Origin of the sequence: Snodgrassella sp. W8135 (assembly GCF_016101225.1) — a bacterium.
Lineage (GTDB): Bacteria > Pseudomonadota > Gammaproteobacteria > Burkholderiales > Neisseriaceae > Snodgrassella > Snodgrassella alvi.
Map to the genome: position 1 here is coordinate 731,220 of NZ_JACFQX010000001.1, position 23,076 is coordinate 754,295.

The 23,076-nt window shown below is 39.9% G+C and carries 19 protein-coding genes; 6 read left to right on the forward strand and 13 right to left on the reverse strand.

What is annotated here, in order from left to right:
• Window positions 1-55: 55 nt before the first annotated feature.
• Entirely contained in the window at window positions 56-2,746 is a 2,691-nt protein-coding gene (gene tssH, locus H3T75_RS03260) for a type VI secretion system ATPase TssH (RefSeq protein ID WP_084563853.1), read from the forward strand.
• Between the two features lie 451 nt (window positions 2,747-3,197).
• Here tssH and H3T75_RS03265 read toward each other — a convergent pair whose 3' ends face one another.
• Both H3T75_RS03265 and H3T75_RS03270 read right to left on the reverse strand, forming a co-directional pair.
• Window positions 3,198-4,424: a hypothetical protein gene (locus tag H3T75_RS03265; RefSeq protein ID WP_198211031.1), complete on the reverse strand. Its 1,227-nt coding sequence runs from the start codon at window positions 4,422-4,424 to the stop codon at window positions 3,198-3,200.
• A 303-nt stretch (window positions 4,425-4,727) separates the two neighbouring features.
• A complete protein-coding gene (locus H3T75_RS03270) occupies window positions 4,728-5,975 on the reverse strand; it encodes a hypothetical protein (protein WP_198211033.1) in 1,248 nt (415 codons plus the stop codon).
• Window positions 5,976-6,267: 292 nt separating this feature from the next.
• Here H3T75_RS03270 and H3T75_RS03275 point away from each other — a divergent pair, with 292 nt between their 5' ends.
• Entirely contained in the window at window positions 6,268-6,483 is a 216-nt protein-coding gene (locus tag H3T75_RS03275) for a DUF4177 domain-containing protein (RefSeq protein WP_037392945.1), read from the forward strand.
• On the forward strand, window positions 6,473-6,691 hold the full coding sequence (locus H3T75_RS03280; protein WP_037392948.1) for a hypothetical protein: 219 nt from the start codon (window positions 6,473-6,475) through the stop codon (window positions 6,689-6,691). The genes H3T75_RS03275 and H3T75_RS03280 overlap by 11 nt, the downstream gene beginning before the upstream one ends.
• Before the next feature lie 325 nt (window positions 6,692-7,016).
• Here H3T75_RS03280 and xerD read toward each other — a convergent pair whose 3' ends face one another.
• The 8 genes from xerD to rph form a co-directional block, all read right to left on the reverse strand.
• Window positions 7,017-7,916 carry a site-specific tyrosine recombinase XerD gene (gene xerD, locus H3T75_RS03285; protein ID WP_084563861.1) on the reverse strand — a complete coding sequence of 300 codons (900 nt, stop codon included), beginning with the start codon at window positions 7,914-7,916 and terminating at the stop codon, window positions 7,017-7,019.
• Window positions 7,910-8,368, reverse strand: a complete 459-nt coding sequence (locus H3T75_RS03290) for a methylated-DNA--[protein]-cysteine S-methyltransferase (RefSeq protein WP_198211035.1) — start codon at window positions 8,366-8,368, stop codon at window positions 7,910-7,912. The genes xerD and H3T75_RS03290 overlap by 7 nt, the downstream gene beginning before the upstream one ends.
• Complete coding sequence (locus H3T75_RS03295; protein WP_025330937.1) at window positions 8,361-8,807, reverse strand: peroxiredoxin; 447 nt, start codon at window positions 8,805-8,807, stop codon at window positions 8,361-8,363. The genes H3T75_RS03290 and H3T75_RS03295 overlap by 8 nt, the downstream gene beginning before the upstream one ends.
• 36 nt (window positions 8,808-8,843) lie before the next feature.
• On the reverse strand, window positions 8,844-9,227 hold the full coding sequence (locus H3T75_RS03300) for a hypothetical protein (protein ID WP_084547264.1): 384 nt from the start codon (window positions 9,225-9,227) through the stop codon (window positions 8,844-8,846).
• A 71-nt stretch (window positions 9,228-9,298) separates the two neighbouring features.
• Complete coding sequence (locus H3T75_RS03305; RefSeq protein ID WP_037392964.1) at window positions 9,299-10,537, reverse strand: MFS transporter; 1,239 nt, start codon at window positions 10,535-10,537, stop codon at window positions 9,299-9,301.
• Window positions 10,538-10,545: 8 nt separating this feature from the next.
• The gene (gene ttcA / locus H3T75_RS03310; protein ID WP_084563865.1) at window positions 10,546-11,478 is read right to left on the reverse strand and encodes a tRNA 2-thiocytidine(32) synthetase TtcA; all 933 of its coding nucleotides are present in this window, start codon (window positions 11,476-11,478) and stop codon (window positions 10,546-10,548) included.
• A 109-nt stretch (window positions 11,479-11,587) separates the two neighbouring features.
• Window positions 11,588-12,829: an aspartate kinase gene (locus H3T75_RS03315; protein WP_025330933.1), complete on the reverse strand. Its 1,242-nt coding sequence runs from the start codon at window positions 12,827-12,829 to the stop codon at window positions 11,588-11,590.
• A 203-nt stretch (window positions 12,830-13,032) separates the two neighbouring features.
• Window positions 13,033-13,770: a ribonuclease PH gene (gene rph, locus H3T75_RS03320; RefSeq protein WP_198211036.1), complete on the reverse strand. Its 738-nt coding sequence runs from the start codon at window positions 13,768-13,770 to the stop codon at window positions 13,033-13,035.
• 162 nt (window positions 13,771-13,932) lie between these two features.
• Here rph and H3T75_RS03325 point away from each other — a divergent pair, with 162 nt between their 5' ends.
• Window positions 13,933-14,805, forward strand: coding sequence for a YicC/YloC family endoribonuclease (locus H3T75_RS03325; protein WP_037392972.1), 873 nt, complete (start codon window positions 13,933-13,935; stop codon window positions 14,803-14,805).
• Window positions 14,806-14,909: 104 nt separating this feature from the next.
• On the opposite strand, the gene dapC is transcribed toward H3T75_RS03325, so the two are convergent.
• Both dapC and H3T75_RS03335 read right to left on the reverse strand, forming a co-directional pair.
• The gene (gene dapC, locus H3T75_RS03330; RefSeq protein WP_198211037.1) at window positions 14,910-16,097 is read right to left on the reverse strand and encodes a succinyldiaminopimelate transaminase; all 1,188 of its coding nucleotides are present in this window, start codon (window positions 16,095-16,097) and stop codon (window positions 14,910-14,912) included.
• 153 nt (window positions 16,098-16,250) lie between these two features.
• Window positions 16,251-17,420: a nitronate monooxygenase family protein gene (locus tag H3T75_RS03335; RefSeq protein WP_025330929.1), complete on the reverse strand. Its 1,170-nt coding sequence runs from the start codon at window positions 17,418-17,420 to the stop codon at window positions 16,251-16,253.
• 340 nt (window positions 17,421-17,760) lie between these two features.
• On the opposite strand from H3T75_RS03335, the gene H3T75_RS03340 reads away from it, so the two are divergent.
• Together H3T75_RS03340 and H3T75_RS03345 are read left to right on the forward strand one after the other, a co-directional pair.
• Window positions 17,761-18,288 (forward strand): C40 family peptidase, encoded by a 528-nt coding sequence (locus tag H3T75_RS03340; protein WP_084547271.1) that lies wholly within the window; start codon window positions 17,761-17,763, stop codon window positions 18,286-18,288.
• A gap of 55 nt (window positions 18,289-18,343) precedes the next feature.
• Window positions 18,344-19,549 (forward strand): acetate kinase, encoded by a 1,206-nt coding sequence (locus tag H3T75_RS03345; protein ID WP_198211038.1) that lies wholly within the window; start codon window positions 18,344-18,346, stop codon window positions 19,547-19,549.
• 227 nt (window positions 19,550-19,776) lie between these two features.
• Here H3T75_RS03345 and H3T75_RS03350 read toward each other — a convergent pair whose 3' ends face one another.
• Window positions 19,777-22,545, reverse strand: coding sequence for a calcium-binding protein (locus tag H3T75_RS03350; RefSeq protein ID WP_198211039.1), 2,769 nt, complete (start codon window positions 22,543-22,545; stop codon window positions 19,777-19,779).
• Window positions 22,546-23,076 lie beyond the last annotated feature (531 nt).

Genomic DNA, 23,076 nt, shown 5'->3' on the forward strand with positions numbered 1-23,076 from the left:
TTAACTCAAGGCGCACGCATCTGTGCGCCTTTTTAAGTATTTAGTCGGAGCCGTAATGAAAGATTCAATGCAATTATTAAGAAAACTCAATGAAAATTGTGCACGGGCACTGAATGAGGCTGCTAACTTCTGTTTAAGCCGTGGTCATCATGAAATATTGCCTGAACATTTTCTCGTCAAATTACTTGAAACAGATAATAATGACCTGAATCTCTTATTACGCCAGAACGAAATCAACATCAACCGGTTGTGGGATGATTTGCTGGCCGGACTGGATAAATTGCCCTGGCAGCGAGTACCCCAGAAACCTGAGCTTTCACGCGCATTACTTAAATGGATAGAGCAGGCATGGATGCTGGCATCTATTGAACACGGACAGGAAGAAGTCCGCTCATTGCATTTGCTTGAAGCTATCCAGAAAATTCCTAGCATCTTCACACTTACAGATTTATGGCAGTTACTGATATTCAGAGCAGGACAACTGGCTGAAGCAGGACGATGGCTTGATAAATACTCAGTTGAAGCAAACACAGACAATGATGCGATCTTCACCAAGAGAATAGATACCGATAGTAAAGCAGCAGAACCTGCTGAAACACCAGCCACACAGAATATACTTAATACCAGTAATTTACAGGATAAACAATCGCCGGCAGAACAGGAAGCCTTGTCACGTTTTACCATCGATCTTACTCAAAGAGCCAGAGACGGATATATTGATGCAATTTTCGGACGGGATGAAGAAATCAGCCAAATAGAAGATATTTTGAGCAGACGACGTAAAAATAATCCAATATTGGTAGGTGAACCGGGAGTAGGTAAAACAGCACTTGTTGAAGGGCTGGCATTGAAAATCGCCAATGACGAAGTGGGCAGCCATCTGAAAAATACCCATATTCTTGCTCTTGATATGGGGCTTTTACAGGCAGGTTCCGGCTTGAAAGGTGAATTTGAGCAGCGCCTGAAAACGGTAATCGAAGCCATTCAGCATGCTTCCGAACCAACCATCCTGTTTATAGATGAAGCTCATACCATTATTGGTGCCGGTAATCAGGCCGGAGGGTCTGATGCAGCCAACTTACTCAAACCTGCACTTGCCCGTGGTCAGTTGCGTACAATCGCAGCAACAACCTGGTCTGAATACAAACAATATTTTGAAACCGATGCTGCTCTTGAGCGCCGTTTTCAGCCGGTAAAAGTAGATGAACCGGATGATGAAAAAGCCTGTCAGATGCTGCGCGGTATTGCTAAACTCTATGCAGAACATCATCAGGTACATATCAAAGATGATGCGATTAAAGCCGCTGTTACATTGTCACGTCGGTATTTACCGGATCGTCAGCTTCCTGATAAAGCCATCGATTTACTGGATACCGCTGCAGCTAAAGTTAGACTTGGTATGCAAACATTACCACTGAATCTTATTAAAAAAATCTCCCTGCACAGCGCGCTTCAAGAAGAAATCGACCGTCTGCAACAGGATATTCTTCTCGGACACCAGATAGATAACGAAAGAATGGAGCAGTGCCGGCAGCAGTTACAGCAATTAGATCAGGAAATAGAAGAAGAAAAACAAAAATTTGTTCAGGAGCAGGAAGCTGCTCAGGCAGTACTGGATGCGCGTACAAAAGATGAGCATGAAAGCAATCTGCATACACATAATCAGTCTTTTCAGCAATTGCAGCAAAATATTAGCCTAGATGTAGATCAGCAAGTCATTGCCAGTGTAATTAGTGAATGGACAGGCATTCCTGCCGGTCGCATGCTGGATGATGAAATTGAACGTCTGATGACTTTATCTGAGCAACTTAACAGTGAGGTAATTGGTCAGGAAGACAGCGTTAGTAGTATTGTTAATCATATTCGTACCCAGAAAGCCGGACTTGGCGAACCCAACAAACCACTTGGTGTATTCCTGCTAACAGGTACATCTGGCGTTGGCAAAACCAGAACAGCCAAAGCACTGGCCAAATCACTTTTTGGTAGTGAAGACACAATGATCACCATCAATATGTCTGAATATCAGGAATCACATACAGTAGCTCAGCTTAAAGGTGCGCCTCCGGGATATGTGGGCTATGGCAAAGGCGGAGTCCTGACTGAAGCAGTACGTAAGCGTCCTTATTCTGTAGTACTGCTGGATGAAATAGAAAAAGCCCATCCGGATGTGCTTAATATTTTCTATCAGGTATTTGACCAGGGTGTTATGCGAGACGGAGAAGGGCGCATCATCAACTTCAAAAACACCATTCTGCTGATGACATCCAATCTAGGCAGCGAAGCTTTACAAAATGCTCCTGATGCCGATTTACCAACCCGACTGGAACTGGTCGATCAGCCCATCCGGGAAGTTCTTGCTCCTGCTTTGCTCGGGCGTATGAATGTACTGGCTTTTCGTCCGTTATCAGCTGACGATATGCAGATTATTATCCGTCAGCAACTAGACCGCATTGCAGCCAAAATTGCAGCTCAATTTGCTGTTATCTGTGAGTATAGTAATACACTGGTAGAGGCGCTGGCGCAAACAACAGCCGGTCATGATTTGGGCGTACGCTATTTTGAACAGATGTTGCAGCAGCAAATTGTCCCCGAACTGGCCAGACAATTATTGCTGGAAAAGCAGCAAGGCCAGAATAGTGCCTATATCCAGCTTAATTTGGGTGAGCAGGGCGTAGTCATTACATTGAGTGATGAACCAATGAAAGAGGTGGCAGCTGAAACAAATAGCGAAAATCAGCCAATATAACTGTTAATCACTGAACATAGTAAAAAGGGCAGACTTAAATAAGTATATGTCCTTTTTGCTATTTATATATCAGCATATTAGTTTTAATTTGGCCATACTTTAAAACTAATCAGCCACAGATTGAATTATTACCGAATAAAAATTGTGTTTGAATTAAAATTACCCAGATTCTTTGCTTATACTTTGTTTGTAAATATATGAATTTATATTTGCCAAAATGTGTACTAGAGCCATCTGGGCATCAGTATTTGCAGACGGTTTTTATATATTAAACGTGTAGAGTAGTTTATTATGAATAACAATAGAAAATAGTTAAAGTATACCCTGCGTGATTAATTCAGTCTTTATCCATTTTTGACATAACATTCAGAAAAAAATTATCAATATAAAATAGCCAGTAAGTTTTAGTATACTGGCTAAAAATACTTGAAACTGATAAATTGAATTTTAATTAATTGAGTTCAGGTCGAGACATTATATTAATTGAATTCTGCGGCGTAGGTGGCTGCATAGTAAATTTAGGGTTTGTTGTGTATTTTAGGTGGATTTTGGTATCTATTTTTACTGTTCCATCTATACTCTCCACCTCCTTAGGAAATGCTAGCTGTTCACGGATGCCTATAATTCTTCCTTTTAAATCAAAATAATAATTATATTGTATGGGGATTTGATTATTTTTGAATTGCTTTATAACACTAAAATAGGGATTTTTAAAAACACCGCTGTCATCAGAATCATGTTCATCAAAAAAATAAGAATTAAAAGTAGAAGTGAATTCGTCAATTATATTTTGTAATGCAGCATAATCCTCAGGTTTATATTTACTATTCTGATCAGCTTTGTCTGCAGCCTCTTTTAAAGCCTTTGAAAGGCTTTCAAGCATTGTATTATCAATTTTCTGCATTAAAGCGTAGTCTACATTCAGATTAACCTGATACTTTGCTTTCAGTGTTTTTCCATACTCATCAACGTTTACTTTTTTGAATGCATCGCGATCAATTGCTGCATAACCATCATCAATTGATTTTGGTAAGCTTTTTAACAGATCGGATAAAGGCATGTTTTTTATTTGAGATTTTGGTACAGCTAATTGTAAATATTTGTCACCAATTACCATTCTTGTATGAGGTATTTTATCTAGCAAATGTGTAATAGCAGAAACATCTGCGTATAGAGATAGATTTTTGAAGTCTATATAGGTGGGAAATTTAAAAGAAACCAGTACATTTTTGTTTTCATAACGAATTTCCGGAATTATTTCCATTTGCCCTTTTCGGATATCTATAGCGCCAGTAAAGGGTACTGAAAAGGATTGACTGAATTGCTCAAAAAAAGGTGCCAAAGAATTTTTTGGTTTTGATTCATCATCATCATCATCATCTGCTTCTGTTTGAGGTAGTGATTTTGATGCAGTATTTAGAAGATTGTTATGTGTTTCATTAGTTTTGTTTATTTCAGATGTATCAGAAGAAATTTCATCTTCATTGTTTGTATTAGGATTAATATGATATTCTCCTTGAAAAGAACCACTGAAGTTCAAGCGGTTATCTTTTAAAATCATTTGCTGGACACCAGTCCGCACCATTTTATCCGGCGAATTGTCATTTATGTGGCTGCATGCTGAAACTATCCCGGCTACAGCCATTGTTAATATTAATTTTTTAAAATTTAACCGCATAAAACATGAGTCCCTTTAAAATCAAATTAACAAATCAAATTATTAATTATTGTATTTTAATTGCAAATATATAGATAGTAAAATTAATGGTATCTGTATTTGCAGACAGTTTGGTATATATCAAATGAATAAAATAGTTGTTATAACAATAATTATAAAAAATCAGCCAGAATATATCTGTTGGGATTAATTCTGTCTGGATTTATGTTTTGAAATAACATGTAATAAATAACTTATTAATGGAAAAAGCCAGTATGTAAAACATACTGGCTAAAAAATCTATAAATCAGATAAGAAAATTAATCAGTACCAACCAAGACGAGATCCCATATTGATTGAGTTTTGTGGTGTAGGCTGCATGGTGAATTTAGGGCTTCCGGTGTAATCCATCCGAAATTTATAATCTATTCTGATTGTTCCTTTTGGCTCTTCCCTACCTGTTATTGCCATTGGAATATCAGTCTTAATGCGAATACCTATAATGCGACCTTTTGAATCAAAGTAGAAATTAACTACTATTAGATTAGATTGATTTTTGAGCTGCTTCATATGAGCACCCATAGGAGTGTCTGCAAAAGCATTATTACTATCAGAATAAATTGAAGCCAAACCATCAATTATATTTTCTAGCATAGCGTAATCTTCAGGTTTATATTTATTATTCTGATCAGCCTTGGCTGCTGTCTCTTTTAGAGCCTTAGAAAGACTTTGCAGAGTTACAGTATCAGATTTAAGGCTTGAAGCATAGTCTGTATTCAGATTAACCTGATATTTTGCTTCCAGTGTTTTTCCAAATTCGTCGACATTTACTTTTTTGAATGCACTGGGATCAATTGATGCATAACCGTCATCTACTGATTTAGGTAAGCTTTTTAATAAATCTGCAACAGGTAAGTGTTGTGCTTTATCCTGCGGTACAGTGAATTGTATATATTTATCACCAACTACCATTTTATTGTAAGGCATAATGTCTGACAAATGGGTAATTGCAGAACCATCGAGATATAAGGACAAATTATTAAAATCTAAATAGGTAGGAAATTTAAAAGAAATCAGTACGTTTTTATCTTCATAACGGACTTCAGGAATCACTTCCATCACCCCTTTTTTCATATCTACAGCACCAGTGAAAGGTACGGAAAAAGATTTACCGAATTGTCCTAAAAATTGCCCTAAAGATTTGTTGTACAAATCCATTTCTTTGCGGTGATACTCTGTTAATTCTGGAGTATCATCATACTCTTCTGATACAGAGGCTTCTGATGCAGAAACTTCTGATGCAGAAACTTCTGATGCAGAAACTTCAGATGCAGAAACTTCAGATGCAATTGTTGGTTCAGTTATTTCTGAAGGACTTTTATTCTCATTATTTTGAATAATAAATTCTGTCTGATAAGAACCACTAAAATTAAACTGATTGTCTTCTGTCATAATGCGCTGAATACCAGTGCGCACCATTTTGTCAGGGGATTTTTCAGTTTTATTACCACATGCCGAAATCATACCGGCAACAGCCAGCATTAATATTATTTTTGTAAATTTCAATCTCATAAGAGTCCCTTAGTTCAATAAGCAAAGTATATTGTTAATAATTGTATTTTAATTGTAATAAAATGACCAGAAAAAATTAACAAATTACAATTCTAATCAGATATTAAAACGAGAACATTGTCTATTTCAAGGTTTTAAGCTGAACATCTGTTAAAACCATTTTAAAAAAGTTATTGCAAAAATAAATTAAATTTATGATAGTAAATATAAATTAAAAATTGTTTTATTGAGAAAAATAATTTATAATTCATATTATTTTTTTATAAATTTGAGTTTAAATTTTGGAGTTTTTATGAAAGAATATAAAGTTGTTATTTATCAGGAAGGTGCTCTGGCTTCTATGTTTCTGGGCGCGGCAAATGCAAATCCTGTAAAATTTTCAGATTTCTTAAACCGAAATGCTAAAGAAGGATGGCGTGTAGTAACAATGGAAAAAGATATGCGTCGTCTTTTTTTATTGTGGAGAAGAGAAGCTTATTTATTAGTAATGGAGAGAGATGTTGGTTAAAAAAGCCGGATTAGGATGCCTTTATATTTTCATATTCTGGTGTGCTTTACTGATACTGGAATTATGGTGGGATATTTTTTCTGCTGAATTTTTTCTAAAAATATCTATATCTTTAGCAATTTTATTCTTTGCTTTGTTGGCGATAGCCGTGGTTCTTGATCAGTTGAACTCAGATAAAAAGCTAAAAGATAAAAATTATTTAGAATAATATTTATTTTGTACTTGAAAATCCAAGTTTAATATTAAATAAACTAGTTAAAAATTTAAATGATTTCGAATTTTTTAAATTAAGTATAAATATTAGGTAATTTATTATTTCACTTGGTTTATCTTTTTTCTAAATGGTTGATATTTTTGTTTTATGATTGAATAACTTTGTCATTTAATTTGATAAAGTTTATAAGGTATTATTCATTTGTGCAGCATATATCAAGTTGTGAACAGGTTTTTATTACATCTTCAAAAAAATAATAACAAAATTTCAAGATTTATAATCTCTTACTCTAAACATAGCAGAATAAACAAATAATTTTTTATCCGCGCGGATGATGCTGATGCACAATCTGTTTTAGGCGTTCATTGGCAACATGTGTGTAAATTTGTGTTGTGCCGATATCAGCGTGTCCCAGAAGCAATTGCACTACACGTAAATCTGCACCATGATTCACAAGATGCGTAGCAAAAGCATGACGCAAACCATGCGGGCTAAGATGATGAATGCCGGCTACAGTAGCATATTTGGTCACAATCATCCAAGCCAACTGCCGAGTGATGGCTGTTTTTTTCTGACTGACAAATACTGCATCACAAGCATGTCCTTTAAGTAAAGCAGGGCGGGCATCCGTAAAGTAATTTTCCAGCCAGTCGGTTGCTTCTTCCCCTAATGGAACCATACGCTGTTTATTTCCTTTTCCGATGGTACTTAACAGGCCGTTTTGTAAATCGATTTCATTGATTCGTAAGTTAACAGCTTCGCTAACTCTCAATCCAGTAGCGTACATAAGTTCCAGTAAGGCTTTATCACGCAGACCCAGAAAGGTTTTGGTATCCGGGGCTGCTAATAGAGCATCTATCTGTGTTTCGGAAATAATATCCGGCAAGTATTGCCCTTTTTTAGGCATTTGCAGCTGTTCGGTAGGTATATCCTGACGGCGGTTATATTCATGCATCCAACTGAACAGACGTTTACAGGCTGATAATGCCCGTGCCTGTGAAGATGGTTTTTCACTAGGGATAAATACAGCAGATGCAAGTGACAAGGGATCTACATTCAGCCAGTTCAGATGTTCGGCTTGTATGCGACGAGCAATTTTATTCAAATCCCGCCGGTAACTTTCCAGTGTATTGAATGCCAGCTGCTCGCTAAGCCAAAGATGTTCGAGCAACGACTCGATTGGTTCGAGTAGTTCTGCCGGTAAAGTATCATTTACCATGTTGCTCCTTCGTGTTTAAGCAGCCAACGCTTTATATTTAGTTCAAAAGCATTGATACTGAGGCTGAACCCTCCCAGACCACTGGCTGATACAACCCGATGACAAGGAATAATAATTGGTAACGGGTTTTTACCACAGGCCTGACCTACGGCTCTGGGTGAACTGTTTAGCACACGCGCGATATCTCCGTAAGTGGCAATCTGACCATAGGGGATATCGGCAATAACCTGCCAGACTTTTTGCTGAAATGCAGTGCCATCAGTGGAAGGAGGATAGTTAAATTTTTGCAGGCTGCCATTAAAATAGGAGTCAAGCTGTTTTGCCCAGAATCCAGTTAGGTTAGGTAAGGCTTCGGAAAAGGGTGTTTGCCAGTGGATAGCCTTTAATTTTTGCTCAGGACTGAATTCCAGTATTAACGAGCAGCAGGGCGCTTGATATGAGTAACTAGGCATGCTGTTGTAGTGTATTTAATACGATCTGGGCGTGACCGGCCGCTTTAACTTTACGCCACTCCTGTGTAATTTGCCCGTCCTGATTCAGGATAAAGGTACTTCTTTCAATACCGAATACTTTTTTACCATACATGTTTTTCTCTTTAAGTACATCAAATTGTCTGCATACTGTTTCTTCACTGTCTGAAAGCAGGGTAACGTTGAGTTCATATTTGCAGATAAAATTATGATGGCTTTTCATACTATCACGGGAAATACCAATCACGTGGTAACCCAGTTGTTTGAATTGGGGCAGTAAAGCACTGAATTCCTGTGCTTCGGTTGTACAGCCTGGTGTGCTGTCTTTCGGATAGAAATAAACCACAGCTGGTAAATGTTCTGCAATATTAAAGTTATTGCCTTCGGTATCCGGAAGTGTAAACAGCATAGATTGAGACATTATTTATTTTCCTTTGTATATATTGATTACCTTGGATTAATCGCGAATAAAAGCAGTAATCAGAGGAACATCGCCAATTAGACGGCTGCAGTGTCCATGAATATTTGAATCGAAGGTAATGCCTTCAGGTAAAGTGTCGGCAGAATAAAAATGTTCTCCGGCACTAAAGCGGCGGGTACTACCATCGCGCAGTCCGATTTCCATCACTCCTTGTAATACTATCAGCCATTGTGGTTTACCAGTGCAGTGAAAATCACTTTTAAAACCCACCGGACTGTAACGTAATTGTAACCCTTCTGCATTAAACCAAGGTGATAACTGGCTTTTTTCATTACCTTCGTTTAATTCAATTTTTTCTTCTTTGAAGCGGGCAAAACCATCACTTCCGGTATATAAAATTACTTTAGTAAATGTTGTCATAATTTCTACTCATGGCCTAATGGTAAAAAAATCAGTGCAGAGATATATATCTGCACTGAAAGAATAATAAATCAGCCTATAACACCAAGATTATCATCATTGGACGGGGTATTATTGTGTTTGGGAAGCAGCCATAAAGTGGCAATGATGTCCAGAAGGTAAATAGATGCCAGCAAACATAAGGCAACATAAAATGACCATTCTTTAACCAGAAAACCGATAACCAGCGGCCCTAATCCGCCAATGCCACGACCCAGATTAAATAATACATTCTGGGCAGTTGCACGCACATGCGGGGGGAAGTTATCAGAAATCAGTGCTCCATAGCCGCCAATCATGCCATTGACAAATAAGCCCATAATGGCACCGCATATCAGTAATGCAGTGGGGTCCTGCAACTGTGCATATTGTGCCACCATGATAAAAGAACCAATCTGGTAAATCAGAAAGATTTTCCAGCGGGCAAAATGGTCGGCCAGAAAACCGAACAGCCAGATACCGATAATCATGCCAATAACGGTGACCGCAGTCCAGTTGCCGGAATCTGTAAGGCTGAATCCCAGTTTTTTGGCAAGATAACTGGGCATCCAGATCATTAAACCGTAATAACCGAAATTTTGTACAGCGCAAAGAATAAATATACCCAGACTGGTTTTAGCTGTCTGACGGTCTTTAACCAGTAATTTAAGACGCGCAGAAAATGACAACTCACCATTTGCTTTATGTTCGCGGGTAAATTGTTCCGGTTCATTGGTATCATGACGAATAAAGTAGGATACAATAGCCGGAAATAATCCTACGACAAACATGCCGCGCCAGCCGATATGCTGAAGCAGAAATGGTGTAATAAAGGTAGCCGCCAGTACGCCCAGCTGCCAGCCGATACCGACGAAGGCTGATGCGCGATTACGTTTTGATGCAGGCCATACTTCTGCAATCATAGCCATACCGATACCGAACTCTCCGCCCAGCCCCATACCGGCCAGAGCCCGGTAAATAAGCAGGTCGTAATAACCTTGTGCAACCGCACACAGACCAGTAAAAACGGCAAACATGAGAATGGTTAGCGATAACATGCGTATCCGGCCGAAGCGATCACTTAAATGTCCGAAAACGATACCGCCGATAACAGAACCGATTAATGTCCATGTTACCAGTGAACCTGCCTGAGAAGTATTCAGTCCGAGATCAGCACTGATGGCGCTGAGCATAAAACCGAGTATCAGCAGGTCAAAACCATCCATGGCATAGCCACTGATAGCGGCAACCATAGCTTTTGCAGGAGTTAATTTTTTTCTTGGTTGTTTCATAAGGGGACTTACAATCGAGAATCTAAAATGTTAATAACAGTTTTGCCTGCACCGGCAGGCTGATTAATATCACCGGTCTGTGCTGGTGTTGTAATTGGAGAAAAATGTTCACGGTCAAAGGCAATATCGCCGCCATGTGGTAGTTGTTGTCCACGTTGCAAGCCGGCAAAATTGAATAAATGATAATCAGCCAGATGCGAGGGTACGATGTTTTGCATGGCCGAAAACATGGATTCAATGCGCCCGGGAAACTGTTTGTCCCATTGCCGGAGCATGTCTTTGATAACCTGCCGTTGCAGATTGGGCTGTGAGCCGCACAGGTTGCATGGAATAATTGGAAATTCCAGCATTTGTGCATACCGGATCAGATCTTTTTCTTTAACATAGGCTAATGGTCTGATGATGATATGCTCACCGTTATCTGACAGTAGTTTGGGCGGCATGGCTTTAAGTTTGCCTCCGTAAAACATGTTCAGAAACAGGGTTTCCAGAATATCATCGCGATGGTGACCTAAAGCAATTTTGGTACAGTTATTTTCTTTGGCTACCCGGTATAAAATACCGCGTCGCAAACGGCTGCACAGGCCACAGGTAGTTTTGCCTTCATCTATTACCCGTTTGACTACGCTATAGGTGTCTTCTTCAATAATTTGAAACGGAACGCCAAGACTTTGCAGATAATCCGGCAGTATATGTGCAGGAAAACCCGGTTGTTTCTGGTCGAGATTAACTGCAAGAATTTCAAATTGTACTGGTGCAGATTTTTGTAATCTGAGCAGGATGTCCAATAATGCATAGCTGTCTTTACCACCGGAAAGGCAAACCATGATTTTGTCGCCGTCTTCAATCATCTGAAAATCATTAATAGCAGAGCCAACCTGATGACGAAGTCTTTTAATCAGTTTATTGTTTTCGTATTCGCGTTTTGGTGTATGAGACATGGATACAGCACTAATTTATGCAAATACCTGCAATTGTACAATAATTAAAGGCCGGCTGATGTGACTTAGCCGGCCTGTGTTAATTTTTACATGAATTAAAAAGGAGTTTTCAGCCTTTTTTTACTGGTTCTTTATCAAGCTCAAACACTTGGTGCAGTACACGGGTGGCCAGCTCCAGATATTTTTCATCAATTAACACGGACACTTTGATTTCAGAAGTAGAAATCATCTGGATATTGATATTTTCTTTAGCCAGAGTACGGAACATGGTAGAAGCAATGCCAACATGTGAACGCATGCCCATGCCGACTATTGATACTTTACATACGGTATCATCGCCGCAGACTTCACGAGCTCCTATTGTTTTCTGCACTTCATGAAGAATATCCAGCGTATTCTGATAATCGCTGCGTGGTACGGTAAAGGAAAAGTCTGTGGTTCCTGCTGAGCCGACATTCTGAATAATCATATCCACTTCAATATTGGCATCGGCGACAGCTCCCAGTATCAGTGAAGCCATTCCCGGCGTATCCGGTACCCCGCGCACATTAATTCGTGCCTGATTTTTATCAAAAGCAATACCGGATACTGCCGCATGTTCCATCATATTCTGATCCTCTTCAAATGTGATTAATGTGCCATTACCGCTGTTTTCCAGACTGCTTAATACGCGCAGCCGCACTTTATATTTACCGGCAAACTCTACTGAGCGGATTTGTAATACTTTACTGCCCAGACTGGCCAGTTCCAGCATTTCTTCAAATGAAATGGTATTGAGACGACGCGCTTCCGGTACGACACGCGGGTCGGTGGTGTATACGCCATCCACATCAGTATAGATCTGGCATTCGTCTGCTTTCAGTGCTGCTGCCAGTGCTACTGCTGAGGTATCCGAACCGCCGCGACCCAGTGTGGTAATATCATTGTTGGCATTAACACCCTGAAAACCGGCTATGATAACAACTTTACCGGCATTGAGATCTGTGCGGATGCGTATCTCATCGATCGCATCAATGCGTGCTTTGGTATGAGCACAATCGGTTTTAACGGCTACCTGCCAGCCTGTATAGCTCTTTGCGTCTACGCCAATGCTGTGCAAAGCCATGGCAAGCAGACCTATAGTGACCTGTTCACCCGTTGATAAAACAACGTCCAGTTCACGCGGATTGGGCTTTTCCTGAATTTCATGTGCCAGTGCAACCAAACGGTTGGTTTCTCCGCTCATAGCGGATACAACCACTACTACATCATCACCATTGGCTCTGGCTTGTGCTACACGACGAGCTACATTTTTTATACGTTCAACTGTTCCAACTGATGTACCGCCGTATTTCTGTACGATTAACGCCATAATACTGCTTGCTTTCCGGGTTGTTATAATGTCAAAAAAGGACAGGTTGTGTTAACTCTGCCTGCTTAAATATCCTGTCGGACATTCTTTTTAGCATTTTTATCATGCAAAAACAAGCTGCTGAGTTAGTATTTTGTCAGGTTCAGGCAGCTTGTTTTAAATAATGTTTAAATTCGGAAAATAGGTGATTGTATTTTTGTGAATTAATTTTCAGCCAGTGCTTGTTGCTGAGCAGCAAGAATTTGTTTAATTCCTTTTTGTGCCAAAGTAATTAAATCATTTAACTGACCGATACTGAAAGTAGCTCCTTCGGCTGTACCCTGAATTTCAACCAGCTGCTGTGAGGCGGTCATCACTACATTAATATCCGCATCACAGGATGAATCTTCCGGATAATCCAAATCGAGCAGGAGGTTACCGTCAATCATGCCGACAGAGATAGCAGCTACAGCTTCACGAATCGGATTTTCTCTGATCAGCCCTTTTTCCAGTAATTTTCTGACTGCCAGAGCAAGAGCAACAAAAGCGCCGCTGATGCTGGCGGTGCGTGTGCCTCCGTCGGCCTGTATAACATCACAGTCAATCAGTATCTGGCGGCTACCCAGTTTTTCTAAATCTACGACTGCCCGTAAGGAACGGCCAATCAGGCGCTGAATTTCCTGAGTTCTCCCCGATTGCTTTCCTGCTACTGCTTCGCGGCGCATACGGCCATTGGCAGAGGCGGGCAGCATGCCATATTCTGCTGTTACCCAGCCACGACCCTGATCTTTTAAAAAGCCTGGTACATTTTCATCAATAGTTGCTGTGCAAATTACTTTAGTATTACCGCAGCAAATCAGTACAGAACCGTCTGCCTGTGCGAGGAAATCAGGCACGATACTAAGATGACGTGGCTCATCGTCAGCACGTCCGGAACGATTGGATAGAGGTGTGTTTTTCATATTTAGAGACTTTGTCGGGAGATGAATGCAGAATTATATAACCAGTGTGTTGCGATTCATATCAATTAAACCTTTTATGGATTAAGCCGTTTTCGTTATACTTGATTTAATTGCCAGTTTGAATATAACCCGGCAGGAATAAACGGTTTAAGGAAAATATATATGTTATACAGTATGACTGGCTATGCAAATGCTTCAGAACAATGTGGAAATCGCCAAATTAATGTTGAGCTCAGAGCAGTTAATCATCGTTATCTGGATATCCAGTTTAAAATTGCAGAAGAATTACGTCCGTTTGAAGGTAAGATGCGTGAATTAATCAGTTCTCAGGTGGCACGGGGTAAACTGGAATGCCGTATTCAGATTCAAACTCTGCCTAGCGAAAGTACTGATGATTTACCGGTTAATCATAAACTGGTAGAACAACTGGCATCATTTAATCAACAGTTGCGTCGCAAGTATAAAGATTTAGGCAAATTAACTGTTGCAGATATTTTGCATTTCCACGGTGTTATTGTGGCGCCAACGGAGGACGAGGAAATATTACATAACGGTGTACTGACTTTACTGGGACAAGTACTCACCGAATTTAAAGCAGCGCGGGCTCGTGAAGGTGAAAAACTGCAGCAGCATTTGCTGGATCGTCTGAATGATATGACAGATATCGTGGCAGCTATGCAGCAGTTGTTCCCGCAATTATTGCAGGACTATATGAATAAGGCTGAAGCCCGTTTGCGCGAAGCAGTGGCTCAGGTAGATGCAGAGCGCCTGAAACAGGAATTCGCATTGTTTATGCAAAAAGCCGATGTAGATGAAGAACTGAATCGTTTAAATACGCACATAGCTGAAGCACGACGTCTGATAGAAGAACATCGCGGCAGCGTGGGTAAACGTCTGGATTTTCTGATGCAGGAACTAAATCGCGAAGCCAATACGCTTGGCAGTAAAGCGATAGCCATTGAATGTACACAGGCATCAGTAGGGCTTAAAGTACTGATTGAACAAATGCGCGAACAGGTACAGAACGTAGAATAAACAATAGCTGTTTATACCATACTATTAAAAACCAGAATTGCTTTTAAAATTGAAGCCGGCAATTCTGGTTTTGTTTTAATTCCAGTATCTGTTTGAAACCAATTCTAAAAAACCAGTTTGACCATACGATTGGCGGCTTCAACACATTCTTCGACACTGGATACCAGTGCGATTCGCACAAAGCCTGCTCCGGAGTTACCGTATGGTGTATTACGGGCAAGATAACGTCCCGGTAATACACGAATCGCTGCTTTTTGCCATAATTTCTGTGTAAAGGCTAAATCATCACAATCGGGAACATTCAGCCACAGATAGAATGAAGCATCAGGTTTATGCAGAGCAAATTTTTGCTGTAATATCGGAATTACTTTATCAAATTTTTCCCGATACAGATTACGATTGGCAATGACGTGTTCTTCATCATTCCATGCTGCAATACTGGCGTATTGTGTGGGCAGACTCATGGCACTGCCATGATAGGTGCGGTAGAGCAGAAAATCAGCCAGTAGTTTATTGTCACCTGCTACAAAACCGGAACGCAGACCGGGTGCATTAGAACGTTTTGACAGGCTGGTAAACATAATTAGACGGTCGAATGACCGGCCTAACTGAGTAGCCGCCTGTAATGCACCCAGTGGCTTATTATCATCCTCAAAGTAAATTTCTGAATAGCATTCATCTGACGCAATCACAAATCCGTATTTGTCCTGTAAGGCAAATAGTTTTTTCCATTCGTCCAGATTCATTACCGCGCCACTGGGGTTGCCCGGAGAACAAACGAAAACCAATTGTACCTTTGGCCATGTATTCTGATCGATTTCCTGCCATTGCGGCATAAAATGCGGAGCGCGGCAATTGACATATTCTACCCGCGCACCAGCCAGCAAGGCTGAACCTTCATATATCTGATAAAAGGGGTTCGGGCTGACAACTACGGGCTGATATTCAGTACTGCTGTCAATGATGGTTTGGGTAAATGCAAATAATGCTTCCCGGCTGCCCAACACGGGTAATACTTCAGTATCAGGATTAATTTTTACTCCTGAGTAGCGGCGCATAAGCCATTGAGCACAAGCCTGACGAAGTTCAGGAATGCCGGCAGTAACCGGATAGGCTGCAAGTCCGTCCAGATGCTGAATCAGTGCATCAGTTAAAACCGACGGGGTAGGGTGTTTGGGTTCACCAATATGTAATGATATAGGCTGGAGATCAGCCGGTGGTTCCAGACCATCCATTAATTTACGTAATCTGGCAAAAGGATAGGGCTGTAACAATTCCAGTTTCGGATTCATAATCGTAAATACAAATTATTGTAAATGCTTTGATACTACCACCATTCAAATTACTGCGGCAGTAAGTATTCATTTTTAGCTCCGAAAAATACCGGTTACAGACAAATAAAAAGCCACATGTATGCATGTGGCTTATGAAATTGTTCAGCAATTTCAGGCAGATTTCTGGACAGCCTGAATTTCGCCGGTAAGTAAATATTCAATGGTTTCTTTAACAGTGCGCATCGCTGAACCGAATGGCAGCGGATCTTTACCACGGAAAAATAAACCTTTATCGGTTTCTCCGCGCCAGGCTGCAGCAAGTTTCAGATCAATACAGAATTGTCCGACTTTTTCGAGACCATCACGTAAACCGCATACAGACAAACAGTTAATCCCCTGCGTACAGCGCCGCGGGTCTGCTTTGGCATTAGCCTGTAATACGCTTTCACGTTTCAGATAGCTATCCAGAAATTTAGTTTTGACGCCACGTGCCGGCAAGCCTGCTACCGACATGAATTCTACAATTTGTTCGCCTTCGGCACCGGCGAGAGTTTTTTTGAAATTGATATGAGCATCACCTTCCTGAGTTACAGCAAATGCTGTACCGATTTGTACAGCAGCTGCACCCCATTCTTGTAAGGCTACAGTGATTTTCTGAAAATTAGCCATCCCGCCAGCAATGATCAAAGGAATTTTTTCCCGTTCCAGATCAAGTTTTTTAAATAATTCGAATGTTTCAGTCAGTACCCGTTTAAATTCAAAACGTTCATCATTAACACCGGCAACAGTAGCTGCACCAAGATGCCCGGCAGCATGGGCGGGATGTTCGATTACAATTGCATCAGGCAGACGGTTCTTTTTCATCCAGCGTTTAAGCACAATACCAATACCGCGTGATTCCGACAAAATAGGCAGCAAAGCAACATCAGGAAAATTTTCAGTCATATCCGGCAAGTCCAGCGGCAGACCGGCTCCCATTACAATTGCATGTGCACCGGATTCACAAGCCTGCTGTACCATAGCATGATGGTCTTTAACCGCTTTCATTACATTAACGGCGATCATTCCGCGTCCTTCAGACTGGGCAAGTGCGGATTTGATTTCACGATCAAGTGCAATCCTGTTTAAGGTATCGTATTTTTCCTGTGTAGGATTTTCTTTGGACTGCTCAAGTAAATCGGGATGCAAATGACGTAAATCCACGCTTGCAATCGTTCCTACCCCATTTTCCCGCGCTACTGCACTGGCCAGACTTGAGGCGGAAACACCTACGCCCATACCGCCCTGAACAATCGGAATGAGATGATGATTGCGAATAACTAGTGGTGCAAATTCCTGCATATTGCTTCCTGTATTTTGTTTAGTAAGCGATGCTTTAAAGTATTGCTTCGAATAAAAGCCTGTAATTACAGTAAAAAACGTTGGAAAGCATTTTAATTCAGCTGGCTTTTATCAATTAGTGCTTCTACTCTATTCTTGCGCAAGGACACTGTCAAGAGATTAAAACTTCTCAGAGCGATATGGCTTTCTCAAAATGGTAAAATTTGTATGATTTGTACGACAAGGTTAGTTAATGTAATGATTGTCATTTAAGCCTTAATGCTTAGAGCAATTATTACCAACTCATGTTATATTCACTGAGTAAGCATGATTCAGGTAATCACAACAGGGCAAATAACTAATGGTTACATGTAATGCACAGCGGCGTGCTGTTTTAGGTGCGCTTGTTTTATTTCTTTCTGCCTGCAGAAGCAGTAGTCGAAAAATAGTTCAGTCTGGTACTCAACCCCGTCTGGCTCCTATTCGAATTACTAAAGTCAGTCATCAGGCAGGGAGTCAGGAATTGCTGTTGCATAGCATGAGTCTGATAGGTACACCCTACCGTTATGGCGGCAGTAGCCGGGGTAGCGGATTTGATTGCAGTGGTATGGTGCAATATGTTTACCAGCAGGCATTGCAGGTAAATCTGCCTCGTACCGCACGTGATATAGCAGCTGTTTCCGCCCCGATCCGCACAAAAGATTTGCAGGTTGGGGATTTGGTGTTTTTCAACACTTCGGGACAGGCTTATTCACATATGGGGCTGTATATTGGCAACGGTGAATTTATTCATGCGCCTTCCAGCAGTGGTGTTATTCGCACGGCCAGACTGGACCAGCCCTATTTTAGCCAGCGTTTTACAGGTGCACGCACGCTGTTTGCCCGCTGAATAAAATTAATTATTCATTTTGAATTTAATAATCACGATATAACAGGACAACAACATGAGTGAGCAGGATTTAGTATTGGTACTTAACTGTGGCAGTTCTTCAGTAAAAGCCGCAGTAATGGATTTAGCCGAAAAAGAAGTTTTAATGAGCTGTCTGGCTGAAAAAGTAGGTAATACTGATGCTTTCATCACCTTTAAAATCAATGGTGAAAAACATAAACACGCTTTAACCGGCAATCATGATCACGTTGCAGCTGTAATGGCTTTGCTGGAACAGTTAAAAGATCTGGGCTTATATGACCGTGTCAAAGCTATCGGCCATCGTGTCGTACATGGCGGCGAACGATTTACCCAGTCTACAGTGATTACTCCTGAAGTAATGCGTGATATTGAAGCCTGTATTGTACTGGCTCCGTTGCATAATCCTGCTCATATTCTGGGCATTCAGGCAGCACAGCAGGCGTTTCCTGAGCTGCCGCAGGTAGCAGTATTTGATACAGCATTCCATCAGACTATGCCACCGCATGCTTATCATTATGCTATTCCGTCAACACTGTATACCCGTTACGGTGTACGCCGTTATGGTGCGCATGGTACCAGCTACCGTTATGTTGCTCAGGAAACCGCAGCATTTTTGCGCCGTGATATTAATGAAATGAGCATGGTGATTGCTCATCTGGGTAATGGTGCCTCTATTACCGCTGTTAAAAACGGTCGTTCACAGGATACCAGCATGGGGCTGACTCCGCTGGAAGGTCTGGTAATGGGTACCCGTTGCGGCGATATCGATCCGAGTATTTTCTCTTTCCTGGCCGCGAATGCCAAAATGAGCATTGATGAAATTACCGAAATGCTGAACAAAGAAAGCGGTATGCTGGGTTTATCCAATCTTTCCAACGATTGCCGTATGCTGGAAGAAGCTGCTGCCAACGGACACAAAGGTGCCGAGCTGGCTCTGGATGTATTTGCCTACCGTCTGGCTAAATATGTGGGCGGTATGATGGTTGCCTGCGGCAATCTGGATGCATTGGTATTTACCGGTGGTATTGGTGAAAACTCAACTACAATGCGCGAAAAAGTAGTTAATTATCTGAATGTATTTGGCATGATTCTGGATCATGATGCCAATATGGAAGCCTGCTTCGGTACACCGGGAGTAATTAGCACAAAAGACAGTAAAGCAGCAGTTTTGGTTATTCCGACTAATGAAGAGCTGATGATTGCTCAGGATACTGCCCGTTTAACAGGGATGCGTGTGTAAAGAAATGAATTCGAAACAGTGAAATAACTGTGAGATATTCTTAAGACTTTTAAAACAGGCTTTGTATGATTACAAAGCCTGTTTTTGTATAACATTTTATTTATTTAAATAAATACTTTAATATTTCATAAAAAATATAAAATCAGATATCAACTAATAATGAAAAAGGAATCCGTAAGATGGATTCCTTGAGAAGCAGATATTATAAATAAATAACTATTTATAAATTAATTTCCCCAATATGAAGAAATAATTGCCTGCTGATTAAATTGCATTTTTTGATTATCTGTCGTGGCAATATCATGAGTACTCGCAGTAAAACTCGACATGGCATTTACTAACTGTTCAACTTGTGAAGCATAAATTTCCTTACCATCAGCAGTGGTTATACTATACTGACGGTTATATTCAGAAACAAACCAGCTTTTTACAGTAACCTGATCAGAAGTACCGATATGACCGATAATTAAATCATTTCCGTTTTGACTAAACCATAATTCTCTGCTGCTATAGTCTTTGAAGGCAAGAATATCGCCTTGTTGTCGGTTTATTGCTATATCTTCAACAACATCTCTGCCATGATTAGCGTTGAAAACATATAAATCTTTTTCAAAGTTACCGCCGAAAAGATAATCATCGCCGGCACCGCCATTCAGTATATCGTAACCTTCTTCTCCAAAAAGTGAATCATTACCTTCTTCACCATAAAGGGTATCGTTACCCTGTCCTCCATAAATGTAATCGTTGCCCTTACCGCCATAAAGAATATCATTTCCTTTTTTACCATTGATAATATCATTACTGTCCCAGCCGGTAAGTACATCATCATTATCAGTACCCTCTAGTACAAATGTCATTTTTGCAATATCAATTGTAGTTATTGTTTTATCTTCAAAGATAAAATTAAATGCACGTGTATTTGCATAACCGGAGATGAAGAAATCAGTAAGAGTAACTGAATCATTATTGCCATAAGCCTGTATGACTAAATTGTTTCCTGAACGGCTGAATCTGGCATCAGCAGCAAAAGCTTTTTCAAATTTAACATCATTATAGTTATTGCAATCGGAAGATAAGCTTTTATCATTGATAATGTCATTACCGTGACCTGTCTGAAAGATATAGAGGTCTTTTCCTTCACCGCCAGCCATAACATCATTACCAGTACCACCAATCATAACATCGTAGCCGTCTCCTCCCAGCAGGATATCGTTACCATTGCCGCCAATAAAAATATTATCTCCCTGGGTGTCTTCCAGGTAATCGTCACCGTCGCCGCCATTAAGAATATCGTTACCATTGCCGCCGTATAGCTTGTCATTGCCGGCTTCGCCGTTGAGTATATCGTCGCCGTTACCGCCATACAGAATATCATCACCCAGCCCGCCATTAATAATATCGTTACTATCCCAGCCATGTAGTACATCATTACCATCAGTACCATTCAGAACCAATGTCATCTGGGCAATTGCTTCCGCCGGAAGAGTGATATCCGCAAAGATAAAGTTAAAAGCGCGTGTGTCTGTACTATCTGGTTTAAAGAAGTCTGTAAGAGTAACCGAATCCTGATTACCATAAGCTCTGATAATTAAATTATTTCCTGAACGGCTGAAAATGGCATCTTTGATGAACGCATTTTCAAATACAACATCGTTGTACTTTTCATGATTTCTGTCTTCATAACCTTTATCATTAATAATGTCCTGACCGTGTCCTGACTGAAAAATATAACGATCTTTTTCCCAATCACCGCCATTTAGAATATCATTACCTGTACCACCGTCAAGAATGTCATATCCGGTATTGCCAATCAGCGTATCGTTACCATTACCGCCGATAAGAATGTCATTTCCATCTCCGCCATCGATATAATCGTCACCGTTTCCGCCATCTAAATAGTCATTACCATTATCACCGCTAAGAAAGTCATTTCCATCGCCGCCGTTAAGAATATCATTTCCATATCCGCCGTACAGCCTGTCATTACCCAGTCCGCCATTAATGATATCGTTGCTGTCCCATCCCTGCAGTTCATCATCACCGTTAGTACCATTTATGATAAATGTCATTTTTGCAATATCGACTGCAGTTAATGTTTTATCTTCAAAGATAAAATTAAATGAACGTGTATATGAGTTATGAGTGATAAAGAAATCGCTAAGAGTAACTGAATCATTATTGCCATAAGCCTGTATGACTAAATCGTTTCCAGAACGGCTGAATCTGGCATCTGCAGCAAAGGCTTTTTCAAACTTAACATCATTATAACTATTACTATCAGAGGACGAGCTTTTATCGTAGATAATGTCATTACCGTGGCCTGTCTGAAAGATATAAAGGTCTTTACCTTCACCACCAGCCAGAACATCATTACCAGTCCCGCCAATCAGGACATCATAGCCATCATCACTACCAAGCAGAATATCGTTACCGTTGCCGCCTATAAGTACATTATCACCATGTTCGCCAACGATATAGTCGTCGCCATCGCCGCCATTAAGAATATCGTTACCATTGCCGCCATATAGTTTGTCGTTACCGGTACCTCCGTTAAGAGTATCGTCGCCGTTTCCGCCATACAGAATATCATTACCAGCTCCGCCATTAATAATATCGTTACTATCCCACCCATGCAGGACATCATCGCCATTAGTGCCATCCAGTGTGAATGTCATCGCTGCGATATCATTGCGATATAAAACTTTATCGGCAAAGATAAAATTGAAAGCACGGCTATCAGCATTATCAGTGTTAAAATAATCCGGCAGGATAACAGCATCTGTTGCACCATATGCTTTGATTACCAGATCATTACCGGAACGAGTGAAAATAGCATTAGCTGCTTTAGCCTGCTGAAAAATAAGATCATTGTACTGAGATACATCATATTCATTACCTTTATCTTGTATGATGCTCTGTCCATGACCCGGCTGGAAAACATAGCGATCTTTTGTCCAGTCGCTCCCGGTTTGTATTTTTTTAACAGTTTTAATCATTTCTAGCTCCATATAGGTTTTCAAAAATAAATATTAAAATTATTTGTATGTAAATATTTTATAATTTAAATAATATGTTTTTTTTAAATATAAATATTAATAATTTACTAATTTGTTGCGGTAGATAATAAACTATAATATTTATATATTAAAATTTATTAATTTATAATTATATATTTTGATTTATATTTTGTCTGTATCTGTTTAAAACTGTTGTATTTTTATTTACTTTGATATTGTTTCAGGTTCATATTTAATTGTGTATTGATAACCATAAAAAGATAGGTTGATTTATATATTTATGAATTTTGTTTTTAAATTTTCTACTGTTACTATATCTAAATATAAGGAAATTTACTTTAAAACATTTAGGTAAAATATTTTTAATACATTAAAAATATTTAAATATAAAATCAATATAATGTCAGAACGTATAAATATAATTCAATTGTCTAAATAATACCGATTAAATATTAAGTTCTAAAAAATATTTATTTGAGATTTTTTACATGAAAATAATTTAAAATTAAA

Bases quoted from the DNA above. Each gene is read 5' to 3' on its own strand.
- tssH (WP_084563853.1), top strand. From the start codon at position 56: ATGAAAGATTCAATGCAATTATTAAGAAAACTCAATGAAAATTGTGCA.
- H3T75_RS03265 (WP_198211031.1), bottom strand. From the start codon at position 4,424: ATGCGGTTAAATTTTAAAAAATTAATATTAACAATGGCTGTAGCCGGG.
- H3T75_RS03270 (WP_198211033.1), bottom strand. From the start codon at position 5,975: ATGAGATTGAAATTTACAAAAATAATATTAATGCTGGCTGTTGCCGGT.
- H3T75_RS03275 (WP_037392945.1), top strand. From the start codon at position 6,268: ATGAAAGAATATAAAGTTGTTATTTATCAGGAAGGTGCTCTGGCTTCT.
- H3T75_RS03280 (WP_037392948.1), top strand. From the start codon at position 6,473: ATGTTGGTTAAAAAAGCCGGATTAGGATGCCTTTATATTTTCATATTC.
- xerD (WP_084563861.1), bottom strand. From the start codon at position 7,916: ATGGTAAATGATACTTTACCGGCAGAACTACTCGAACCAATCGAGTCG.
- H3T75_RS03290 (WP_198211035.1), bottom strand. From the start codon at position 8,368: ATGCCTAGTTACTCATATCAAGCGCCCTGCTGCTCGTTAATACTGGAA.
- H3T75_RS03295 (WP_025330937.1), bottom strand. From the start codon at position 8,807: ATGTCTCAATCTATGCTGTTTACACTTCCGGATACCGAAGGCAATAAC.
- H3T75_RS03300 (WP_084547264.1), bottom strand. From the start codon at position 9,227: ATGACAACATTTACTAAAGTAATTTTATATACCGGAAGTGATGGTTTT.
- H3T75_RS03305 (WP_037392964.1), bottom strand. From the start codon at position 10,537: ATGAAACAACCAAGAAAAAAATTAACTCCTGCAAAAGCTATGGTTGCC.
- ttcA (WP_084563865.1), bottom strand. From the start codon at position 11,478: ATGTCTCATACACCAAAACGCGAATACGAAAACAATAAACTGATTAAA.
- H3T75_RS03315 (WP_025330933.1), bottom strand. From the start codon at position 12,829: ATGGCGTTAATCGTACAGAAATACGGCGGTACATCAGTTGGAACAGTT.
- rph (WP_198211036.1), bottom strand. From the start codon at position 13,770: ATGAAAAACACACCTCTATCCAATCGTTCCGGACGTGCTGACGATGAG.
- H3T75_RS03325 (WP_037392972.1), top strand. From the start codon at position 13,933: ATGTTATACAGTATGACTGGCTATGCAAATGCTTCAGAACAATGTGGA.
- dapC (WP_198211037.1), bottom strand. From the start codon at position 16,097: ATGAATCCGAAACTGGAATTGTTACAGCCCTATCCTTTTGCCAGATTA.
- H3T75_RS03335 (WP_025330929.1), bottom strand. From the start codon at position 17,420: ATGCAGGAATTTGCACCACTAGTTATTCGCAATCATCATCTCATTCCG.
- H3T75_RS03340 (WP_084547271.1), top strand. From the start codon at position 17,761: ATGGTTACATGTAATGCACAGCGGCGTGCTGTTTTAGGTGCGCTTGTT.
- H3T75_RS03345 (WP_198211038.1), top strand. From the start codon at position 18,344: ATGAGTGAGCAGGATTTAGTATTGGTACTTAACTGTGGCAGTTCTTCA.
- H3T75_RS03350 (WP_198211039.1), bottom strand. From the start codon at position 22,545: ATGATTAAAACTGTTAAAAAAATACAAACCGGGAGCGACTGGACAAAA.